Source organism: Deinococcus cellulosilyticus NBRC 106333 = KACC 11606 (genome assembly GCF_007990775.1).
Classification (GTDB): domain Bacteria; phylum Deinococcota; class Deinococci; order Deinococcales; family Deinococcaceae; genus Deinococcus_C; species Deinococcus_C cellulosilyticus.
Window position 1 is genome coordinate 93,039 of record NZ_BJXB01000018.1, and the last position, 20,494, is coordinate 113,532.

Annotated in this window: 22 protein-coding genes; 15 read left to right on the plus strand and 7 right to left on the minus strand. The window is 56.8% G+C overall.

All coding sequences use genetic code 11. The features are described from left to right. Positions 1-43 precede the first annotated feature (43 nt). Complete coding sequence (locus DC3_RS18845) at positions 44-796, plus strand: YkgJ family cysteine cluster protein (protein ID WP_146887067.1); 753 nt, start codon at positions 44-46, stop codon at positions 794-796. Between the two features lie 33 nt (positions 797-829). Here DC3_RS18845 and DC3_RS18850 read toward each other — a convergent pair whose 3' ends face one another. Then, a complete protein-coding gene (locus DC3_RS18850; protein ID WP_146887068.1) occupies positions 830-1,165 on the minus strand; it encodes an immunity protein CdiI family protein in 336 nt (111 codons plus the stop codon). 424 nt (positions 1,166-1,589) lie between these two features. Between DC3_RS18850 and DC3_RS18855 the strand changes: the two genes are divergently transcribed. From DC3_RS18855 to DC3_RS18880, 6 genes are all read left to right on the plus strand, one after another. Next, positions 1,590-1,916 carry a DMT family transporter gene (locus DC3_RS18855; RefSeq protein WP_146887070.1) on the plus strand — a complete coding sequence of 109 codons (327 nt, stop codon included), beginning with the start codon at positions 1,590-1,592 and terminating at the stop codon, positions 1,914-1,916. A gap of 215 nt (positions 1,917-2,131) precedes the next feature. Next, the gene (locus DC3_RS18860) at positions 2,132-3,649 is read left to right on the plus strand and encodes a hypothetical protein (protein WP_146887072.1); all 1,518 of its coding nucleotides are present in this window, start codon (positions 2,132-2,134) and stop codon (positions 3,647-3,649) included. Next, entirely contained in the window at positions 3,646-4,257 is a 612-nt protein-coding gene (locus DC3_RS18865; RefSeq protein ID WP_146887074.1) for a cyclase family protein, read from the plus strand. Before DC3_RS18860 ends, DC3_RS18865 begins: the two co-directional genes overlap by 4 nt. Positions 4,258-4,278: 21 nt before the next feature. Continuing rightward, positions 4,279-4,896 carry an AIM24 family protein gene (locus tag DC3_RS18870; RefSeq protein WP_222594795.1) on the plus strand — a complete coding sequence of 206 codons (618 nt, stop codon included), beginning with the start codon at positions 4,279-4,281 and terminating at the stop codon, positions 4,894-4,896. Positions 4,897-4,898: 2 nt separating this feature from the next. Continuing rightward, positions 4,899-5,543 carry an AIM24 family protein gene (locus DC3_RS18875; protein WP_146887075.1) on the plus strand — a complete coding sequence of 215 codons (645 nt, stop codon included), beginning with the start codon at positions 4,899-4,901 and terminating at the stop codon, positions 5,541-5,543. 9 nt (positions 5,544-5,552) lie between these two features. Continuing rightward, positions 5,553-6,290, plus strand: a complete 738-nt coding sequence (locus tag DC3_RS18880; protein WP_146887077.1) for an AIM24 family protein — start codon at positions 5,553-5,555, stop codon at positions 6,288-6,290. On the opposite strand, the gene DC3_RS18885 is transcribed toward DC3_RS18880, so the two are convergent. Further along, positions 6,291-6,500 carry a hypothetical protein gene (locus DC3_RS18885; protein ID WP_146887079.1) on the minus strand — a complete coding sequence of 70 codons (210 nt, stop codon included), beginning with the start codon at positions 6,498-6,500 and terminating at the stop codon, positions 6,291-6,293. 54 nt (positions 6,501-6,554) lie between these two features. Then, positions 6,555-7,067 (minus strand): hypothetical protein, encoded by a 513-nt coding sequence (locus tag DC3_RS18890; RefSeq protein ID WP_146887081.1) that lies wholly within the window; start codon positions 7,065-7,067, stop codon positions 6,555-6,557. A gap of 244 nt (positions 7,068-7,311) precedes the next feature. On the opposite strand from DC3_RS18890, the gene mutS reads away from it, so the two are divergent. The 6 genes from mutS (at position 7,312) to DC3_RS18920 (ending at position 14,965) form a co-directional block, all read left to right on the plus strand. Beyond that, positions 7,312-9,834: a DNA mismatch repair protein MutS gene (gene mutS, locus DC3_RS18895; RefSeq protein ID WP_246130739.1), complete on the plus strand. Its 2,523-nt coding sequence runs from the start codon at positions 7,312-7,314 to the stop codon at positions 9,832-9,834. Next, positions 9,831-11,513, plus strand: coding sequence for a DNA mismatch repair endonuclease MutL (gene mutL, locus DC3_RS18900; RefSeq protein ID WP_146887082.1), 1,683 nt, complete (start codon positions 9,831-9,833; stop codon positions 11,511-11,513). The genes mutS and mutL overlap by 4 nt, the downstream gene beginning before the upstream one ends. Before the next feature lie 349 nt (positions 11,514-11,862). Beyond that, a complete protein-coding gene (locus DC3_RS18905; RefSeq protein ID WP_186816123.1) occupies positions 11,863-13,122 on the plus strand; it encodes a glycoside hydrolase family 18 protein in 1,260 nt (419 codons plus the stop codon). 59 nt (positions 13,123-13,181) lie between these two features. Next, on the plus strand, positions 13,182-13,589 hold the full coding sequence (locus DC3_RS18910; protein ID WP_146887086.1) for a gamma-glutamylcyclotransferase family protein: 408 nt from the start codon (positions 13,182-13,184) through the stop codon (positions 13,587-13,589). 1 nt (position 13,590) lies between these two features. Continuing rightward, positions 13,591-14,403 carry a DUF72 domain-containing protein gene (locus DC3_RS18915; protein ID WP_146887088.1) on the plus strand — a complete coding sequence of 271 codons (813 nt, stop codon included), beginning with the start codon at positions 13,591-13,593 and terminating at the stop codon, positions 14,401-14,403. A gap of 4 nt (positions 14,404-14,407) precedes the next feature. After that, positions 14,408-14,965, plus strand: coding sequence for an AAA family ATPase (locus DC3_RS18920; protein WP_146887090.1), 558 nt, complete (start codon positions 14,408-14,410; stop codon positions 14,963-14,965). A gap of 64 nt (positions 14,966-15,029) precedes the next feature. Here the strand turns inward: DC3_RS18920 and DC3_RS18925 are convergent, their stop codons facing one another. From DC3_RS18925 to DC3_RS18935, 3 genes are read right to left on the minus strand one after another with little or no spacing between them, the layout of a single operon-like run. Beyond that, positions 15,030-15,392, minus strand: a complete 363-nt coding sequence (locus tag DC3_RS18925; RefSeq protein ID WP_146887092.1) for a hypothetical protein — start codon at positions 15,390-15,392, stop codon at positions 15,030-15,032. Next, the gene (coaD, locus tag DC3_RS18930; RefSeq protein ID WP_146887111.1) at positions 15,389-15,880 is read right to left on the minus strand and encodes a pantetheine-phosphate adenylyltransferase; all 492 of its coding nucleotides are present in this window, start codon (positions 15,878-15,880) and stop codon (positions 15,389-15,391) included. Before coaD ends, DC3_RS18925 begins: the two co-directional genes overlap by 4 nt. A gap of 55 nt (positions 15,881-15,935) precedes the next feature. Further along, a complete protein-coding gene (locus DC3_RS18935) occupies positions 15,936-16,466 on the minus strand; it encodes an RsmD family RNA methyltransferase (protein WP_146887094.1) in 531 nt (176 codons plus the stop codon). Between the two features lie 221 nt (positions 16,467-16,687). On the opposite strand from DC3_RS18935, the gene mobA reads away from it, so the two are divergent. Both mobA and DC3_RS18945 read left to right on the plus strand, forming a co-directional pair. Beyond that, a complete protein-coding gene (gene mobA, locus DC3_RS18940) occupies positions 16,688-17,239 on the plus strand; it encodes a molybdenum cofactor guanylyltransferase (protein ID WP_146887096.1) in 552 nt (183 codons plus the stop codon). 70 nt (positions 17,240-17,309) lie between these two features. Beyond that, a complete protein-coding gene (locus tag DC3_RS18945) occupies positions 17,310-19,172 on the plus strand; it encodes a S9 family peptidase (RefSeq protein WP_146887098.1) in 1,863 nt (620 codons plus the stop codon). A gap of 2 nt (positions 19,173-19,174) precedes the next feature. Here the strand turns inward: DC3_RS18945 and DC3_RS18950 are convergent. Next, a partial coding sequence (locus DC3_RS18950; RefSeq protein WP_307724747.1) for an acetyl-CoA hydrolase/transferase family protein occupies positions 19,175-20,494 on the minus strand: 1,320 nt, incomplete at its 5' end.

Genomic DNA, 20,494 nt, shown 5'->3' on the forward strand with positions numbered 1-20,494 from the left:
AGATCTGGTTAAATGGAGAAAAGCACCAGCAGACAGGACTTGCATGCCTGTCTGCTGTGCGCTTGACGAGGACGCTGTGAACCACAAAACCATCACCAAAGAAGTTCGCAAAGCCTACCGCAAATACGACGAGCAGGCCAGCAACTGGATTGAGCAGTACACCGCAGAAGGCGGGCGCATCTACTGTCAGGCAGGCTGCTTCAAGTGCTGCGACATGCCGATCCGCATCAGCTGGGCCGAGGCCCTCACCATCTCTGAAAGCCTGACCGATGAGCAGTTCACAAAAATCCAGCGGCATGCCAACAAGGTCTGGGTGAATGCCCACAAGAGCAAAAACAGCGACGAGTACGCAGAAAACCACCGCAAGTTTGTGGGCTTCTGTCCGCTGCTGGACAAAACCAGTGGCGGATGCACCCTGTACGGAGACCGTCCCATCCGCTGTCGGGACACTTACTCTGGCATGCCTGCCCATTTTTGCGGTGCAGGAGCCCTGAGCAAACTGTCCTCTTCAGAACTCCGGCAGTACCAGCGCACCGTTCGTTCAGCTGAGGTGTTCGATGGGTACTCCCACTACATCGCTCCCCTCGAAGACCTCTCCCTGCCCGCGTGGAACAGGTTCAGCCTGCTCATGAAACGCGAGATGGGTCTGGAGGTGTGGGGAGACTTCTGGTATCTGGTCACCATGACCCGCAATCCCGATTTTGTGGAGGCCCTCACCCTGAAAAACAGGCGCAAGGTGATTCAGAAACTGCAGGAACTTGGCCTTTACCACGAAGAAATTGTTCAGCTGGACTGAAATTCATGAACAGAAACGTCTGGTGGGGGTCTTTTATGGGACCTCCACCAGACGCCGTTTGAGGAGGTCAAAGTACATCACCTCATAGCGCTCTGAGAGCAGGGCTTTGACCTGCCTGGCAAGTTCCATTCCCAGGACCACAAAAGCTTCTTCTGCTTCTGGGCTGGGAAAAGCCGAAGATGCAGGATCATCCATGTTCAGGATGTCATCGAAATCTGTGGCCCAGTCGATGAGGGCCTGAGAGAGCTCTGGGGGAAGGTTCAAGTCTTGCGGCTCTACATTGAAATAATCCTGTGGGGTTGAAATCCACAGGGGCCAGCAGTGGTAATCGGTCATCACTTTCAGCAGGGGTTTGTGTGAATCAGTCATGGGGTTTCCTTCGTATTTTAGGACCAATTTGGGTTTTTTTGCTCATTTTCCTCTGAAGAGGAGCGTGTATAATCTGAATCAGGGCAGGTACCCAATTCCCCGCCCAGGGGTGTACTCGACTCTAGCGACCTCTCATGGATTCTGTGAGGTCAACAGAGGAAGGTGAGACGGGCAAACAATGGCTGCCAGACCTTGAATGCAGGGGCAGTCGCAAACAAAACAAGACAGACAAATCCAGGTCACAAGGCGTGTCAGATCGGCTTCTGTCATGAAGCCATTGACTTGAAGATCTCCTTGCGCTTGACTGCCTTTTTATCCATGTGAGGACCCTGGTCCTGACAGTGATGTTTTATTGCTTTGAAATTCAGTTTCCAGTTGAAAGGCAGAAGGCGCAGACAAAAGGGGCAATGCCCCGGGTGAAACCATGCCATTTTTGATGTTATCGATCCTTGCAGATGTGATTGCCACCGCAGCCCTGAAATCATCTGAAGGATTCACCAGACTGGTCCCCACCCTGATTGTGCTGCTCGGGTATGGACTGGGTTTTTATTTTCTTTCCCTGAGCCTGAAGGTCATTCCAGTTGGGACCGCATACGCTGTGGCTTCCGGTCTGGGAACGGCCCTGATTGTGCTGCTGGGGGTGCTTTTCATGAAAGAGCCCCTCAGCGCAGCAAAACTGGGTGCCATCCTGTTGATTGTGGCAGGTGTGGTGGCCCTGAATGCTCTCGATGGGCACAGCTCAAAATCCTGATCTTTGTTTCCTTTGCAAGAGCGGTGAAAACCGCTCTTTTTTGTTGGATGCAAATGTCAATCTTCATGAATCCTTGGTTTCTGGCCCTGGAACGACTTGATCACATGGGCCGTATGACAGAGAGTGATAGGTTGAGGACACCCGGAACACACCCAGATGCCAGGACACGTGCTGTCGTGTTTCTGAGCTGTGGTTTCCGATCCACCGGAGGAAAAATGAATCAAGGAATTTTGACCCTCACTGCAGCCCTGCTCACTGTGGGCCTGATGGGCACGGGACAGGCCCAGACGGACAAGAAGCCCACCACCCAGAAATGCGGAAATTACACGGTCACCACCGAACCTGTCACCAGTGCAGAATACCAGCAGGAAAGAATCACCCTCAAAGGCCCGAAAGGGGTGGTGTATTCCACCGAGGACTGGATGGTGGAAACCAAATGGTGCAAGGATGTCACCGGTGACGGGATTCCAGAAGTGGACCTCTTGCTGTTCTCTGGGGGAGCCCACTGCTGCTTCAGCCACAAGGTGTATTCCCTGACCACCCCTCCCAGATTGCTGCTGCAGGCAGACACTGCGCACACCGATGCACTGGACCCCAGACAGCTGGATGGCAAAGGTCCTTTTGAGCTGGTCACTGCAGACTGGCGTTTTGCCTATGGCTTTGGGATGAGTTTCGCAGAGAGTGTGGCCCTCCCAGAGGTCTACTCTTACGTGAATGGCCATTACGTGGTTAACACCCGGGCATTCCCGGCCCTGATCAGCAGCTGGTTTTCGGATGTCAAGAAGGTGGAGGATTCCTACTCTGCACTGGCAAAAGTCTCTGAACTGTTGTTGCTTGGCAAGGACAGCCAGATCGACAGCACCCTCAGGAATGCCCCAGCAGACTTGCGCAACTGGATCACAGGTTATCTGCCAGACATCCGCGAATACCTGAGCACACTGGGTTACAACGACTATCCCGTGATGGCCGGAGTGCGCCCTGAAGACAACACCTACATCACCGCTGTGGGCAGTTTCACCACCCCTGGCAGCAAGCAGGTGCTTTCGGTTCTGCAAGGAAGCGCAAAAAACCCTTACGTGAAAGCAGGACAGCTCGGGGTGGTGCTGATTGACAAAACATCCTCTGGCTTCAAGGTGACCCCCACGGGCCTCACCCTGCCCAGGGTGGCAAAAGACCTCTACGACGAGGGTTTCAACCTGGATGTGGCCGTGAAGCGCAGCAACGGCCTGTTTGATGTGGTGGTCCGCAACAGCCGCAGCGGCTCGCAGAAACTGCAGGCCTACCGGATGAGCAAAAACACCCTGGTGCCTGTGAAGAATGACGCACTGGACACCGCCCTGAAAGCCATTCAGGACCTGCACAACCTCAGTGAGGTCAATGAGAAGATCTTCGACAAGACCACCAAACGCACCCCCGCGCAACTCGCAGCCCTGATGGACCGGGCAAACCTGATGCGCCAGCAGGGCAAAGCCTGGACCCCTCTGCTGGGGATCGAGCCAGAGCAGGTCGGAGAATTCGACTGGTACACCCTGCAATTCCTCAGGGACACCCCCCAGGAAGCCCAGATCTATGTGACCCTGGATTACGGCACCATCCCTGAGGATGCTGGAGATTACGGGGTTTTTGGCAAGCGTTATGGCATGACCCTGACCCTGCAAAAAGACCAGAACTGGAAGATCACCTCGGTGGACATGACCCGCCTGAAGGCCAGCCCTTATGATGAGAACGAATGATTGACCTGACCCGCAAACTCGTGCACGGTTTCCCGACCTGGCCGGGAGACACCCCTTTTGCCTTTCAACCCACCATGCAGATCCAGCATGGAGACACGGTGAACGTGGGCATGTTCTCCACCACCACCCACCTCGGGACCCATCTGGATGCCCCTTACCATTACAGCGATCAGGGCCTGAAACTCGGAGAAATCCCCCTCACCACCCTGATCGGTGAATGCCTGGTGATCGATGCCAGAGGCCACAGGCTTCTTCCTGTGACCCTGCTTGAGGGCATCGGGCAGTTGCCTGAACGGGTGGCCTTCTTCACAGGCGAGCCAGAGGAGTGGAGCACTTTTCCCACAGATTTCAGTGCTTTCAGTCCGGAACTCATTGACCACCTGGGGCATCATGGAGTGAAGATGCTCATCACAGATGCACCGAGTGTGGACCCCCTGACCTCCAAAGACCTGCCTGCCCACCAGGCCTGCCTGCGCAACAACATCGTGATCCTGGAGGGGGTCAACCTGAATGGTGTGGAATTCAAAAAGTATGAGCTGATCTGTCTGCCCCTCAATCTGGTGGACGCCGACGGTGCCCCTGCACGGGCAATCCTCAGAGAGCTGTAAACCACAGGACAAGGAGAAGGTGTGCCAAGATTCGAGAACAAGAACAAACGGATGCTGCAGGTCCAGATGTCCAACGAAAAGATTTTTGCCCTGGCGGGATCGATGGTGGCCTACGAGGGGAACTTCAAGTTTGAGAAATCCTCCCTGGGTGGAGGGGGCATCTTCAAAGCCCTGAAGCGTGCCGCCACCGGAGAGGGCATCCCCCTGATGGTCTGCCAGGGGAGTGGGACGGTTTACTTTGCACGTGAAGCCAAAGAGGTGAACGTCATTCCCCTGATGGGTGAAAAACTCTTTGTGGAAAGCAGCAGTTTGCTGGCCTACGACCAGAGTGTGCGCACCGATGTGGTTTTCAGAGGGCTCCGGGGCATGACTTCGGGGCAGGGCCTTTTCACCACCACCGTGGAAGGACAGGGCACCGTGACCCTGCTTTCAGAAGGTCCCATCATTGCACTGGAGGTCACCCCCCAGATGCCCCTCTGTGTGGACCCTGACGCCTTTATTGCCTACAAGGGCAACCTGCAGCAGGACTTCATTTTCGACGTGAACTGGAAAACTTTTGTCGGTCAGGACTCCGGGGAGACCTTCCAGTTGAAATTCTCAGGGCAGGGCGTGGTGTACATTCAGCCCGCAGAGAGGTGAGCATGACGAGGTACACCCGCATCAACGAAACACTGGTTCAGGCAGACCTGAACGGATCAGAAGAACTGTATGCCAAGAAGGGCTCGATGCTGGCCTACACCGGAGACGTGCAGTTCCAGGGGGCCTTTCTGGCCGGAGGGAGCATCCAGACCGCAGCCATGCGGCAGGTCACAAACGAGGGATTGCAACTGATGAAAGCCCACGGCAGAGGCTCTGTGCTGTACGGATATCACGGCCTGCTGGTGAACATCATTCCTCTGGGAGGTGAACGTCTGTACGTCGAGAGCGACTACGTGCTGGCCTTTGACCACCAGATCCGTGCAGGAACCGAATTTCTGGGCAACCAGGGCGGCGTGGGTGGCATGGTGAGAGGTGCCATGGCCGGACAGGGTCTTTTCACCACCACCCTTGATGGGTACGGAGACGTGGTGATCCTGTCTTCGGGAGACCTGATCGAACTGCAGGTGGACGCCAGCCGCCCTGTCTTCGTGGACCCTCAGGCTTACGTGGGGCACAAAGGGCACCTGACCACCCAGATTCACACCGATGTCAGCTGGAAGACCTTTGTGGGCCAGAGCTCCGGAGAGAGTTTCCAGTTTAAATTCACCGGCCAGGGCACTGTTTACGTGCAGGCAGATGAAAGGTAAAGGGAAAGCATGACCATCCTGAATGTGAACACCCTGCCCGTGAATGACAACATCAACCCCTACGCCTTCAGCGTGGATGTGGTCAAAGATTACATCGTTCGCAAGGGAAAAATGATCGCCTACTACGGCAATCTGCGTTTCGAGGCCCTCGGATCAAACATCATTGACATGATTGTGGCCAACTCCTTCAACGCCCCGGCTTATGGTGGAGACTACATCGTGGTGACTGGCAGAGGGAAACTGGTCGTGGGCGACAATGGCAACCACATCAACAGCTACGATCTGGAAAATGCCAACATGACCATCAAGGCCGCCAACCTGCTCGCCTATGAACCCACCTTGACCTGCGAGGAATGCGTGACGCCAGGGTACGTGACCTTGCTGGGAACCGGGAAAATGCTGGCCTCCAGCAATGGCATGGTCCACTTCATGGAACCTCCCGTGCGTGTGGACCCGGACGCCCTGCTGGGCTGGGCAGATTGCCCCACCCCCTCTTTTCACCACGATTACGCCTACGTGCGCAATGCCCTGAGCCTCGGTGCCAGCATGATGGGCCTCAGCACCAGTGGGGAAGAGAAACAGATCAACTTCACCGGTCAGGGCACCGTGATCATCCAGTCCTCGGAGGTGGGCCTGAAAGGAAGCGGCCTGCTGCAGGAGATCCTGAACGACATGAACCACCTGCAGCACACCGAGATGCTGACCCTCAAGAGCATTCTGGAACAGCGCCTGAACCAGAACCGCTGATCAGCTGTTGGTGCCTCCCAGCACGTACAGCAGCAGGTGCTGCATCTTGTGCATCTCAAATTCCAGATCTGGCTGGACTTCCAGACAGGTGGTCGGGGTGGGAGGCCGGGCAGGATCATGGGTGAAGACCTCTGCTGTGGGCAGGCGCACTTTGACCTGAAACAATACGGTTCTGTGGATGTCTTTTGCATGAAAAATAGAGCTGTTCATGGCTCCAGGATAAAGAGGGAAGCTCAGGTCTTCCCTCTTCTCGGTGCCTGGGTTTCAGCGGGTGTAGAACTCACCATCGTGCCTTGCCAGCACGTCTCTGGCATGCTCTTCCTGCACACTGTCTTCTGTGTTCACCGAGATCAGGATCTTGCCGTCACGCAGGGCATCGTCGTAAAAGCGGGTTTCACGTGCGGGGTCATGTGTGACAGCATTTCCGGTGTTCATGTGCTGGGTGGCAATCAGGTTGTCGGCAGCGTCATTCACCGGAACGATCATCGGGGTGCCCAGGGTGCCCATGCCTGCCGGAGCCATGGTGTTGTTGGGAGGGATGTAGAACAGGTCCCGGTTGGCACTTTGCACGGCAACATCATTGAGGGTGTCGGTGTTGACCGTACCGTCCTCAGTGGGACCTGCGGCCTGCACGTCCTGTGAGGATTCGGTCTGGGCCGCACTGTCGCTGTGGTGGCTGAGCAGGATGTGCTGCTCACCAATTCCCAGATTTTTCAGTTCCTGAACAGCAGCCTGGGCCTGGGTGCTGTCTCTGAACACGGCGGTGACTCTTGACATGCTTCTCCTCCTTGAGGGTCTTTCCCTGCATTCTCTCCTGTGCTGCAAAGGGTTTCCGTTGGGTTTCGTACCTTCGGAAAGCCGAGGGCCAGGAGCCCAGAGCCGAGGGCAAAAAGAGTGCGTGAATGGGGTCAGCCTTGTTCCTGATGCAGGGGCGCTACAGCCTCCGGTTGTTCTGTTCATGAAGTAGATGGTCTCCCTGATTCTGTTGCGAGCATGATAAATCCTGATATACTGTGAATCTATGTCCCTGACGGGAAGACTGGTTTTAAAAGGCACAGGTGACGGGGCACTGCCCCCCATGCTGGAACAGTACGTGCAACTGCGGGACCTGTACGCGGAGTACCTGCTGCTGTTTCAGGTCGGAGACTTCTATGAGGCGTTTGGAGAAGACGCAGAGCGCCTGTCCCGCTTGCTGGGGATCACGCTCACCCACAAGACCAGCAAGGATTTCGTGACCCCCATGGCAGGCATTCCCATCCGGGCCCTTGATCCCCATGTGGAGAAACTGCTGCATCTGGGGGTCAAAGTGGCCATTGCAGATCAGCTTGAGGAGCCAGGCAGTGGTCTGGTTCACCGCAATGTGACCCAGCTTTTGACCCCTGGCACCCTCACCGAGGAGAGGCTTCTCAGCATCGACGAGAACTACCTCGGGGCGGTGGCCACAGGAGACGGGTACGCCCTGGCCCTGCTGGATGTCTCCACCGGAGAATTCAAGTGTGCCCTGCTGACCTCGCGGGGAGCCCTGTACGATGAACTCTCCAAGCATCGGCCCAAAGAACTGCTGCTTGCCCCTGAACTGAAAGACAATCCTGCCCTTTACGCAGAGTTCCAGACCCGTTTTCCGATCATGTTCAGCGAGACCAGCTTTGAAATCGCAGAGTGCGAGCAGGCTCTCAGCGGTCAGTTTGGCCGCATTCCCGATCATCTGGATGTGGTGGCCCTCAGGCGGGCATGTGGGGCGGCCCTGAAGTACGCCACTTTTGCCCAGCAAGGGCACCTGACCATGGTCACGCGGCTCACCCGGTTTGATCCGGGGGCACACATGCACCTGCCAGAAAGCACCCTGAATGCGCTGGAGGTCTTCAAACCCAACAGTGCAGGCAGCCTGACCTTGCTGGATGTGCTCTCAGAAACCCGCACCTCGGGAGGCAAGCGCAGGCTGAGGGCATGGCTCAGGCAACCCCTGCTGGACGAGGTGCTGATTTCAGACCGCTTGCAGGCTGTTGAGGATCTGGTCAAACAGCCGCTGGCCCGCAACAAGATCCGCAGCCAGCTTTACCGTGCCCATGACCTGGAGCGCCTCTCTGCACGGGTGAGCACCGGAAGGGCCACCCCCAGAGAAGTCGCTGCACTGGCCCGCACCCTGGAACTTCTGCCCGAACTGCACGATGCCCTCAAAGGTTTTTCAGGCCTGCTGCAGGATCTCAGAAGCAGGCTCAGTGACCTGCCAGATGCGGTGTCCCTCATCCGTGCTGCACTGGTGGAGGACCCACCGATCAAGCTTTCCGAAGGGGGCCTGATCCGGGACGGTTTCAATGCAGACCTCGACAACCTCAGGCAGGAGGCCCTCTCAGGCCGCACCTGGATGGCAGACCTGGAGCAGACCGAACGGGTTCGCACAGGGATTGGCAACCTGAAGGTCAGTTACAACCAGGTGTTTGGCTACTACCTGGAAGTCACCAGTGCCCACTTCAGCAAGATTCCTGACGACTACCACCAGATTGCCACACTCAAGGACCGTGCCCGTTTTGTGCGCCCGGACATCCGGGACCGGGAGCGCCAGATTGCCCGTGCAGAAAGCGCAGCCATTGCCCTCGAAGCAGAAGTCTTCCAGAACCTGCGGGACGAACTGAAAGCCCATGCGGACCATCTTTCCCTGCTGGCTTCGGCCTTCTCGGACCTGGATGTGCTCTGTGCTCTGGCAGAAGTGGCCTCGCTAAACCACTGGGTTCGCCCCAGGCTTTCCCGGGACCTGCAACTTGTGCAGGCCCGACATCCTGTGGTGGAAAAGAACCTCGGAGAGAAATTCATTCCCAACGACGCAGCGATGAACCCCTCCCGGCACCTGCTGGTGATCACAGGTCCCAACATGGCAGGGAAAAGCACCTACCTCCGCATGGTTGCCCTGTGTGCCCTGCTGCACCAGATCGGCTCTTTTGTGCCTGCAGAGTCTGCTTCTCTGCCCCTCTTTGATGCGATTCACACCCGCATTGGGGCCAGCGATGACCTTGCAGGCGGGCGCAGCACTTTCATGGTGGAAATGACCGAACTTGCAGGCATCCTGCACACGGCCACCTCCAGAAGCCTGATCATTCTGGATGAGGTGGGACGCGGAACCTCCACCCTGGATGGACTTGCCATTGCCTGGTCCAGCCTGGAACACCTGCAGTCTCTGGGAGCATACACCCTCTATGCCACCCATTATTTCGAGCTGACCCATCTGGAAAGCAAGCTCCCTGGTGTGGTGAATTTGCATGTGGCCGCGCAGGAAGAGGCCGGAGGTCTGGTTTTCTACCACCAGGTGATGGAAGGTGCAGCCAGCGAATCCTACGGGGTCAGCGTGGCAAAACTCGCCGGGTTGCCTGCTGGGGTCACTGACCGGGCAGACCGCCTTCTGAGGTCCTTCCGGGCCAGAGAAAGAGAGCAATACCACGAGGTGCTCAGGCGACTGAGTACAATGGAAGTGAGCAGACTCACCCCCCTGGAAGCCCTGAAAGCCCTGCATGACCTCCAGATGATGCTGCACGCAGGAGAGCTGTCATGATTCAGATCCTTCCCGTAGACATCCAGCGCCTCATTGCCGCCGGAGAGGTCATCACCCGACCCCTCGATGTGGTGCGTGAACTCATTGACAATGCCCTGGATGCCTCCGCCACCCGCATTGACATTGAACTCTCTGGAGGGGGCCTCACCGCCATTTCGGTGAAGGACAACGGTTCAGGCATTCCTGCAGAGGAACTGGCAAAAGCACCCCTCAGGCACGCCACCAGCAAGATCCAGAACATGCAGGACGTGCATGCCATCCGCACGCTGGGTTTTCGTGGAGAGGCCCTGTGGAGCATTGCCTACGCTGGATACCTGCAGATCACCACCCGCCCGCAACACCAGCTGGGAGGGACAGAACTGTTTGCTTTTCAGGACCGGGTGAGGGTGGCTCCAACGGCCTGCCCGGCAGGTACCCGTGTCACCGTGATGAAACTCTTTGAAGAGCTTCCAGCCCGCCTGCGCATCCAGATGCAACCGTCCAGTGAATACCGGGACATCATCATGCTGGTTGGGCGGTACATTCTGCACCACCCGCAGGTCAGTTTCAAATTGGTGCTGGACGGGGAGCTGAAATTTCAGCATGTCAGCAGCGATCTCATCCATGCGGTTGGCACTGTGTTTGGCCCCCTCAGTGCCAACCGCATGATGAACGTTCAAACCCCCATGGTTCAGGGGGTGATTTCCAGACCGGAACTCACCCGCCCGAGGCGCGACCGCATGCACCTCTCTGTGAATGGTAGACCGATTCAGGCAACAAATGAACTGGAGAATGCCATTATCTCGGGCTACGGGGAATTCCTACCTGCGAACCAGGCCCCCACCTGCATCCTCAACCTGACCCTCCCTCCGGAAACGCTGGATGTGAACATCCACCCCACCAAAACCCAGGTGGCGTTCCAGAACCTTTCGGAAGTCCTGGAGGCCCTGAAAACAGCCGTCAGGGATTCGCTTCTGCAGCACCCTCTGGCCCAGTCTGCGCCTCTGCCAAAAGTGGTCACTGAGCCTCTGCAGGACAAAAACAGCCTTCCAGACTTCCGCATGATCGGGGTGTACCGGGAACTGTACTTCCTCGCAGAATCAGAAGGGGACCTGTGGGTGATTGATGCCCACGCCGCCTTCGAGCGCATCTGGTACGAGAAACTGCAGGTGGCCTTCCGCAAAGCCGAACCGCTGGAATTGCCAAGTCCTGAGATGGTGCAACTTGGTGCAGAAGCCCTGGGCATCCTGCTGGAAAGGGCCCCCATGTTGATGCAGTGGGGTTTTCATCTGGAGCCTTTTGGAGCGAATCTGGTGAGGGTCCGTTCCATTCCCCAGACCCTCAGCAAACTGCCGATCCAGAATGCAGTGCAATTGGTGATCGATTCTGCCATCTCTGGCAGTGATCCAGAGCGGGATGTGCTGGCAAGGCTGGCATGTCTGCCTTCCCTCAAAGCAGGCCAGATCCGTGCAGACCACGGTCAGGAACTCATCAACGGCCTGAAAAGCTGCCAGAACCCCTGGGTGTGTCCCCACGGCAGACCCACCACCCTGAGGCTTCCAGAGCGGGACATCGCCCATGCCTTTGGACGCAGAGGGGTGCGGGACCTGCCCAGAGGACGGGACGCGGAAAAAGCCGAGAGCCAGGAGCCGAGCGACCAGCACGAAGCGGCGCTCAGCGCGAAACGGGCCGCCCCGTGAGCGCGTAGTCAGAGCAAGAAGGCCGTCTGATAAGCCCGTAGCAGGAGGCAAGAAGCATGAGCCGCTTCCCTCAGCCCAAAGGACTGTCGAGTCCTTTGGGCAAGATTCCATAAAGCAGTCTTTGGGTGTACAGATCGAGATGCAGGGCTTTTCCTGTAAAGATCGGTCCGATCATGTTGAACCCTGAAAAAAAGGCTCCCGGGGTTGCCCTGGCATCTCTGGCGTAACCTGAAAATTGGTATTATACCTGTCCTAAACTTTGCATCTTTGGTATTCAATTGGTATTATGTTTTCATCACAACTGAATGCGCCCATGTCTCTGCTCTTCACCCGCGCAGAAAGGATTTTCATGAAAAGAAAGCTGCTCACTGGCATGCTTGCCCTCACGGTTTCTCTCGCCCAGGCCCAGCAGGCCGAAACCCCTGAAATTCCGGCACCCGAACACATCGTGGTGGCCTATTACCCTTCATGGGGGGTGTATGGCAAGAATTACTTTGTGCAGGACATCCCAGCAGACAAGATCACCCACATCAACTACGCCTTTGCCAATGTGAATGCAGAAGGCAAGTGCGTGCTGGGTGACCCCTGGGCCGATGTGCAGAACGGCAACCTTGGTGTGGTGGGCGAAGGAGACAAAGCCCTCAAGGGCAACTTTGCTGCAATCAAACAACTGAAAGCAAAACACCCCAGCCTCAAAGTGTTGATCTCGGTGGGTGGATGGACCTTCAGCAAATACTTCTCGGTCGCCGCCCGCACCCCGGAAAGCCGCAAAGCCTTCGTGGACTCCTGCGTGAACATGTTCATCCACGGGCAATACGACGGGGTGGACCCACAGTATGGGCAGGGTGTTTTTGATGGCATCGACATCGACTGGGAATATCCTGTGGTGATGGGCAACGCTGGAAACATCGTGGACCCCAGCGACAAACAGAACTACACCCTTCTGATGGAGGACTTCCGTGAAGCCCTCAACCGGGCCTCCCTGCAGACCGGACAGGAATACCAGCTCACCATTGCTGCAAGTGCCAGCCCCACCATTTTGCGTGAGCACATGGAAACCGCCAACCTCGCCAACGTGCTGGACTTCATCAACCTGATGACTTACGACTATCACGGGTCCTGGGACGCCACCACCAACCACCACAGCTCCCTGTATGCTTCGGACAGAGAGCCCTCTGGCGACATCAACAGTGTGGACAACACCGTTCAGACGGTGCTGGATCTGGGTGTGGACCCCAGACAGATCGTGGTGGGCATCCCCTTCTATGGCCGCAGCTACAAAGAAGTGGAATCTGGAAACAATGGTCTGTACCAGAAAACCACTGGAGGCGGGCCGGGCACCCTGGGTGAAGCAGGCGTCCTGAAATACGCCGATGTCCTCAAGCTGGAGATGAACCCCAACTACCGCAAGTTCCGCGACCGCCAGACCCGCACCACCTGGCTGTACAGCAAAAAAGACGGCATCTTCGTGGCCTACGACGACCCGGACACCATCAAAGACAAGGTGAAATACATCCGTAAACTGGGGCTTGGAGGCGCCATGTTCTGGGAACTCAGCCAGGACGATGGAAGCCTGCTCAACGTGCTGGACGCTGGCCTGAATCCTTAATCCCCCAGTTCTCTCAAACCACCAAAAGCAGGAAAGTCCATCATGTTATCCTGTCCCTGATGATGGACCTTCCTGCGTATGTTTTTGTCTACGGCACCCTGAAACCCGGTTACCGCAACTACCCTGTGGCCCTGAAAGCTGGACCTCATGATGTGGTGGGTCGGGCCACCTTGAAGGGGTTCACCATGTTCGGTCTGAGTCCCGAGTTTTACCCTGGCATCACCGAAGGAGATGGGGTGATTGAAGGCGTGGTTCTGAAGTACCACGACATGGACACCGCCCTTCCCATTCTGGATGAGCTCGAAGAGCTGCACCTGGACCCTCCGGGGTACCGCCGGGATGTGTTAACCGTTCATTTAGAAGACGGAAGCCTTCTGGACTGCATCGTATACATTTACATCAGACAGTCCAGGCTTCAGCAGGCAGGCATTTATTCCATCCCGACAGGAGTCTGGCAGGAGGACTGAATTGAAACTCTTGATTGGCACGGGCGGGTACACCAACGATGACTGGCTGGGCCTGATTTACCCTGAGGGCACCAAACAGGGGGATTACCTGGGCATTTACAGCCGTTACTTCAATGCTGTGGAGGTCAACAGCTCTTTTTACGCCATTCCAGGTGAAAAAGCCTTCGCTGGCATGCTGCGCAAGACCGACGGCAAGACCATGTTCACGGTGAAACTGAACAAGGTGTTCACCCATGAGCGCAGTTACACCGAAGATGACGTGCAGCGGATGATCCTCTCTCCCAAGCCCATCCGCGAAGCAGAAATGCTGGGGCCTTTTCTGGCCCAGTTTCCTTATTCCTTCAAGCGCACCCCCGAGCACCGCAAGTACCTGCAGCATCTGGTGATGGCTTTTGAAGGGCACCCTCTGGCCGTGGAATTCCGTCACGCCTCCTGGCTGAAAGAGGAGGTGCTGGAGGCCTTCAAGGAACTGGGCCTCATCTGGGTCAGTGCCGATTATCCCCCGATGGAGGGCCTGCCCCCATATCAGGTGCAGGCCAGCTCAAAAACCGTGTACATCCGTCTGCATGGCCGCAACAAGGAAACCTGGTGGGAAGGCCAGAGCGCCTCTGACCGCCATGATTACAGGTACAACGAAGAGGAAATCCAGGACATCGCAGACCAGATTGCGGCCATCAAAGATGTGGACACGGTTTACCTGTTTTTCCAGAACACCACCAAGGGGCACGCCCTGTTCAATTACCAGACCCTCAAAGACGCCCTGAAGCAGCATGATCTGGTGGTAGACATTCCCAAAGGGTCCGGGCTATTCTGAGCCCATGCTGGAACGGTTCAAACACATTCACATTCTGGGCGGGTCCGGATCGGGCACCACCACCCTGGGACGCCACCTCTCAGAAGACTTCGGGCACTTCCATCTGGACACCGATGATTACTTCTGGGAAAAGACCGACCCGCCCTTCACCACCATCCGACCTGTTCCAGAACGGCTCGTGCAGCTCCGACACAAATTCCAGAGCCATGAGAAATGGATTCTTTCCGGTTCGCTGGTGGGCTGGGGCGATGTTTTGATCCCCGAGTTCGATCTGGTGATCTTCGTGACCCTCCCCGGACCTGTGCGGATGCAGCGCCTGAAAGCCCGCGAAATTCAGCGCTATGGGGAAGAAGCCCTGCTACCTGGTGGCCACGCCCATGAGGCGCACGAGAAATTCATGATCTGGGCCAGCCAGTACGACACTGCAGATGAGACCATGCGCAGCCTGAGACTGCACCGCCAGTGGCTCACCCGGTTCACAGTGCCTGTGGTGCATCTGGAAGGGGAGATGACCTACCAGGAACAGTTGCAGGAAATTGAGAAACAGCTTTCCAGGCGGTAAAGCAACTCAAAAAAGAGAGCCTGCAAAACGGGCTCTCTTTTTGATTTTGTTTCAGTGCTTTCCTTCAGTACTCTGCTTCAAATGTCCTGCCTGACCCTGAGGTCACGACCAGATGAAAACCAGAAGCTCTGGGCGTCAGGGTGCAACTTTTCATCTGATCTGGCAGGGCAGGGGGTGCCCCGGCTTTGATCAGACGGGCATCGAAGCAGGAGGAGAGTCCTGTGAGGGACACCTTCTGGCTCTCAGCAACAGCGATGGCCTGATACACCTTCATGCCAAAACTTTCCAGCTGGGCAGCTTCAGCGCGGTCTTTGTTGCCCGGTTGAGGGACCCACAGTGCATAAAATCCCCCCAGCATCAACAGCACAAAAGCCACCCACACAACAGCAGGTGTTCTGGATGCAGCCTTCCGGGGGGTCAGGTTCACTGGAGATCGGCAAACTTCCTGAACAGGGCCTCTGCACTTGCAGGAGGGACCATCTTGGTGATTTCTTTTGAGCCGTAAGAAGCGATTTCCTTGACCATGCTGGAACTGACATAAGACCAGCGGGTGGCGGCCATGATGAAGACGGTCTCGACATCCGGGTTCATCTGGCGGTTCAGGTGGGCAATCTGCAACTCGTACTCGTAATCGGACACGGCCCGGAGGCCACGCAGAATCACGGTGGCTTTTGTTTCACGCATGTAATCCACCAGCAGACCTCCGAACGCTTCCACCCGCACGTTGGGCAGGTGTTCGGTGGCTTTGCGCAGGATCTCCAGACGCTCCTCAATGGTGAAGAGGTGTTTTGAGACCTTGCGGGGGTTTTGCAACACGGCCAGGGTCACTTCTGGAAAGAGCTTGCATGCCCTGGAGAGCACATCCATGTGCCCGTTGGTGATGGGATCAAACGACCCCGGGAACACTGCTTTGATAGGCTGGATCATCTTGCCCCCATCATAAACACCTCTGGAAATGGTGTAGCAACTTTCAATTCTCTTTCCAGTACAACGACAGCGCGTTGCTGCCGTACTCCCTGCGGTCCAGGGTGAACCCCTCACGTTCTGGAAGACGGGTTTTGTCTGGATGCTGCACGATGACCACCCCATCGTCGTTCAGGGGAACATGTTCAAGCACATCCTGTGCAATCTGGGGAATGTCCAGCGGATACGGAGGATCAACAAAAACCACATCCTGGGGTCCCACCCTGTTCAGGTAATACTTCGCGTCTCCCAGATGGATCTTGACCCGCAGGTTGAGGGCACGGGCGTTTTTGTCCATCACCGAGACCGCCCCCTTGCTGTTGTCCACCAGGGTCACCTGAAAGCCTCTGCTGGCCGCTTCCAGACCCACTGCCCCACTCCCGGCATACAGGTCCAGAAAGGCACTCCCTTCTTCGTAATGCTGTGCGAGGATGTCAAAAAGGCTTTTGCGGACTTTGGCTCCGGTGGGAACAGCAGTGGCAGGCACAGTCAGGCTGCGGCCCTTGGCACTTCCCCCGAGGATTCTGAGGTTCGACATAATGGTCAATGGTAGCAGAGCTGTCAGCCATCAGCCATCAGCGGTCAGCTTTTAACAGCGACGATGAGGTTGGGCCTGGAACAATAAAGTGGATTTCCACCAACCATGTTGGGTTTTTGTTGGAACAAAGCATGGACTTGCTGAGATTTCTGGCTGACGGCTGACGGCTGAACGCTCTGTGCCCTTTGCTCCAATTTCAAAAAACAGTCTAGAATGAAAAAATGCACATCACTGCAGCAATCACCGCCGGGGGGAAGTCCAGGCGATTTGGTTCGGACAAAGCACTGTATCGGGTTGGACAGTACACCCTGCTGGACATTGCAGCACACAACCTCCATGCCTGCAACCAGAAATTGATCATTGGTCCTTACGCCTTGAAGGGCTGGCAGACCTATCCTGATCCCTTTCCGGGAATCGGTCCCATTTCAGGTCTGGTTTCTGCGCTGGAGCATGCAAAGAATGGCTGGGTGTTCTTCACGGGGGTGGACATGCCCAACCTGGATGCCCATTACTGGTCCCACCTGCATCACCACCTGAATCCCGATGTGCAGGTGATTGTGCCCCTCAATGAGCACGGGAAGATGGAAACGCTGGCTGCGGCCTACCATGTGAGTGCACTGCCCCATCTGAAAGCTGCATTGCAGGAAAAGCGCTATGGCATCCGTCAGGTGATCGAGCACCATTTGCTGTACCGCACCCTTACGGGGGTCCCACAGCATCACTTCAAGAATGTGAACACTGTACAGGACACCCAGGATCTGATTGACACCTGATCTGACAGGCGGCACACGAGTTTGACAGAAAGTTGACATTCTGAAACACATGTCATGAGAGAATCAGGGAATGTTGAAACCGGATACCCTGCTTGATCTGCATTTTGTCTCTGATCCACAGGTGTGGGGCTCAAAAGTGGCCTTTGTGCGGGCCACACCACAGCAAAAAAAGTACATCACCCAGATTTACCTCTGGGAGGAAGGTGAACTCTCTCAACTCACCCAGGGGGAGCACCAGAACACCTCTCCCCGTTTTTCACCGGATGGTCAGTCGCTGGCCTTCATCAGCAACCGTTCGGGTACGAATCAGATTTATCTTCTGCGCCTGCGTGGTGGGGAGGCCAGACAGATCACCCACCTGGAGACCGATCCCTGGAACGTGCAGTGGAGTCCAGATGGGCAATGCCTCTCTTTCATGACCGCACCTGAAAAAACCGACCATGAGGTCGTGTACACCACCACCCTGCGGGAGTACCACGCCAATGGGGAGGGGCTTTTCTCTGCACGTCCAGACCAGATTCACCTGCTGCGCATCTCTGACGGTCAGGTGTCAGCCCTGACGCACTCAGAGGTGTACATCATGGAGCACCAGTGGTTGCCCGACAGTTCTGGGGTCGCCTACATTTCTTCTCCCTCTGCTGATGAAGCGGCACAGGCCCGGTTCTGCGTGTACCGCCAGAAGCTGAATGGCGTCCCTGAACAGGTGATGGATGCCACGGCAGACCTCGGTCAGTTGAGTGTGCAGCCAGATGGTTCCGGTTTTGTGGTGTCGCGCAAAGAGCAGAGCTGGTGCGATGCCCACCTGTACTATTACCACTGGGATGGCACACACAAGCGTCTGGATGAGGGTTTTGATTATCCCCTGGGGAATTATGTGCTGGGAGACATGCAGCACGGTGCCTACCCCACCCGTGCCCAGTGGCTTGATGCCCAGACCCTGCTGGCGGTCTATACGCTGGGGGGTTCTTCTGGCCTCTTCACGGTGAAGCTCTCGGGAGATGTGACCCCTCTGCTGCACCACCATGCCCGCGTGATCAGTGCTGTGCATGTCTGTCAGGGCAAGGTGGCTTTCATTGAGGAGTGTTCCACAGAGCTTCCTGAGGTGTACCTCTGGGAAGATGGGGTGGTCACTCCAGTTTCACAGCAGGGTGCCCTGATTGTGGACTGGCCCATTGTGGAGCCCATTTCTCTGCGTGTTGGCAATGTGGAAGGCTGGGTTCTCCTGCCCACGCAAACTGAAGGTCGCATTCCTGTGGTCCTGAGCATTCACGGCGGGCCGCACATGGCCTATGGACACGCTTTCATGCACGAGTTTCAGGTGTTTGTGCAGCAGGGTTATGCGGTGCTGTACTGCAATCCCAGAGGCAGTGTCGGGTATGGTCAGGGCCACTCTGGAGCCATCCGGGGATGCTGGGGCAGTGTGGACCAGGATGACCTGCTCGCTTTCCTGGATGCTGCCCTCGCCCAGTACAGCGCACTGGACCCGGCCCGCATGGCGGTGGTCGGAGGGAGTTATGGTGGATACATGGTCAACTGGATCACCTCACACACCTCCCGGTTCAAACGGGCCATCACGGACCGTTGTGTGAGCAATCTGGTGTCCTTTGCTGGAACCTCGGACATCGGGGCGTTTTTTGGGCAGCACGAACTGGGGTCCAATCCCTTCACTGAAGATGCTGGGAACCTGTGGAACCTCAGCCCCCTCAAATACGTGTCCCAGGTGAAGACGCCGACCCTGGTGGTGCACAGCGAACAGGACCTCAGGTGCCCTCTGGAACAGGGACAGCAATGGTACGCAGCCCTGAAAACCCTGGGCATCGAAACCCGGTTTGTGCGGTTCCCGGAGGAAAACCATGAGCTCTCACGCTCAGGCCGTCCGGACCGCCGCATTGTGCGCCTGAAGGAATACCTGGCCTGGCTCTCTGCCCTCTGAGGTCAATGCTGGGTCTGCAGCCCAAGGTTGATCGCTCTGGGGAAAAGCCCCCGGTTCCAGGCCCCCTGATGCAACTCCTCCCTGAAGGCCGGGTGGGCAATCCCGATCAGGGCTTCTGCCCGCTCGGAAAGGGTGCGTCCGTACAGGTCGGCAATGCCGTACTCGGTCACCACATAGCGCACATCACCCCGGGTGGTCACCACGCCCGATCCGGGTTTCAGCAGAGGGGTGATGCGAGAGCAGGGGGTGCTTTTCACATTGGCCGTGGAGGTCACCGCAATGATCGGCTTGCCCCCTTCGGACATGCTGGCTCCACGCATGAAATCCAGCTGTCCTCCGAAGCCCGAGTACATGCGGGTTCCGATGGAATCTGCACACACCTGCCCGGTCAGGTCCACCTCCAGGGCGGTGTTGATGGCGACCATGTGGCGGTTCTGGGCAATCACCATCGGGTTGTTCACGTAATCGCTCGGGTGCATTTCCAGCAGTGGGTTGTCGTGGGCAAAATCGTAAAGTTCCTGTGTGCCAAGCATCAGGGTCCCGATGATCTTTTCTGGGTGCAGGGTTTTGCGGGCCCCGGTGATGATGCCTTCCTGCACCGCCCTCAGGATGCCTGTGGAGACCATCTCGGTGTGCAGGCCCAGGTCCTTCTTGCCTTTCAGGGCATGCAGGACAGCGTTGGGAATGTTGCCAATGCCCAGTTGCAGGGTGTCTCCATCCTCAATGAGCTGTGCAATGTGGGCTCCAAGCTGGGCTTCCACTTCTGTGAAGGGGATCTCGTCCAGGGTTTGCAAAGGACAGTCCACCTCGACCTGTGCAAAGACCTGGGAGGTGTGGATGAAGCAGTCTCCATGGACCCGGGGCATGTGAGGGTTGACCAGGGCGATGGTGCGGGCCGCATTTTCCACAGCAGCTTTGCTGGCAATCACTTCTGTGCCCAGGCTCATGTACCCATGGGCATCGGGTGGACTGACCATCACCACGGCCCAGTCCAGGGGCAGGTGACCGGAGCGCAGCACCCGGGGAATCTCACTCAAAAAGATCGGGACGTAATCCACCACGCCATTGGCAAGCCCCATGCGGTCATGGGGACCCAGAAAGAAACTGCGGTAGTGAAAAGGCGCACCTGCCTCAGGTTTGAGGGCGGTGCCCATTTGCAACAGTCCGCAGAATTCCACCCCCTTCAGGCGGTCTGTGCGGGTCTCAAGGGCTTCCAGAAAGGGGATCGGGGTGGCGGCATTGCCAGAAAGAAACACCCGTGAATACGGCTGAATCCATGACGCTGCCTCTTCCAGCGTGACGTTCAGGGCTTGCATGTTGTG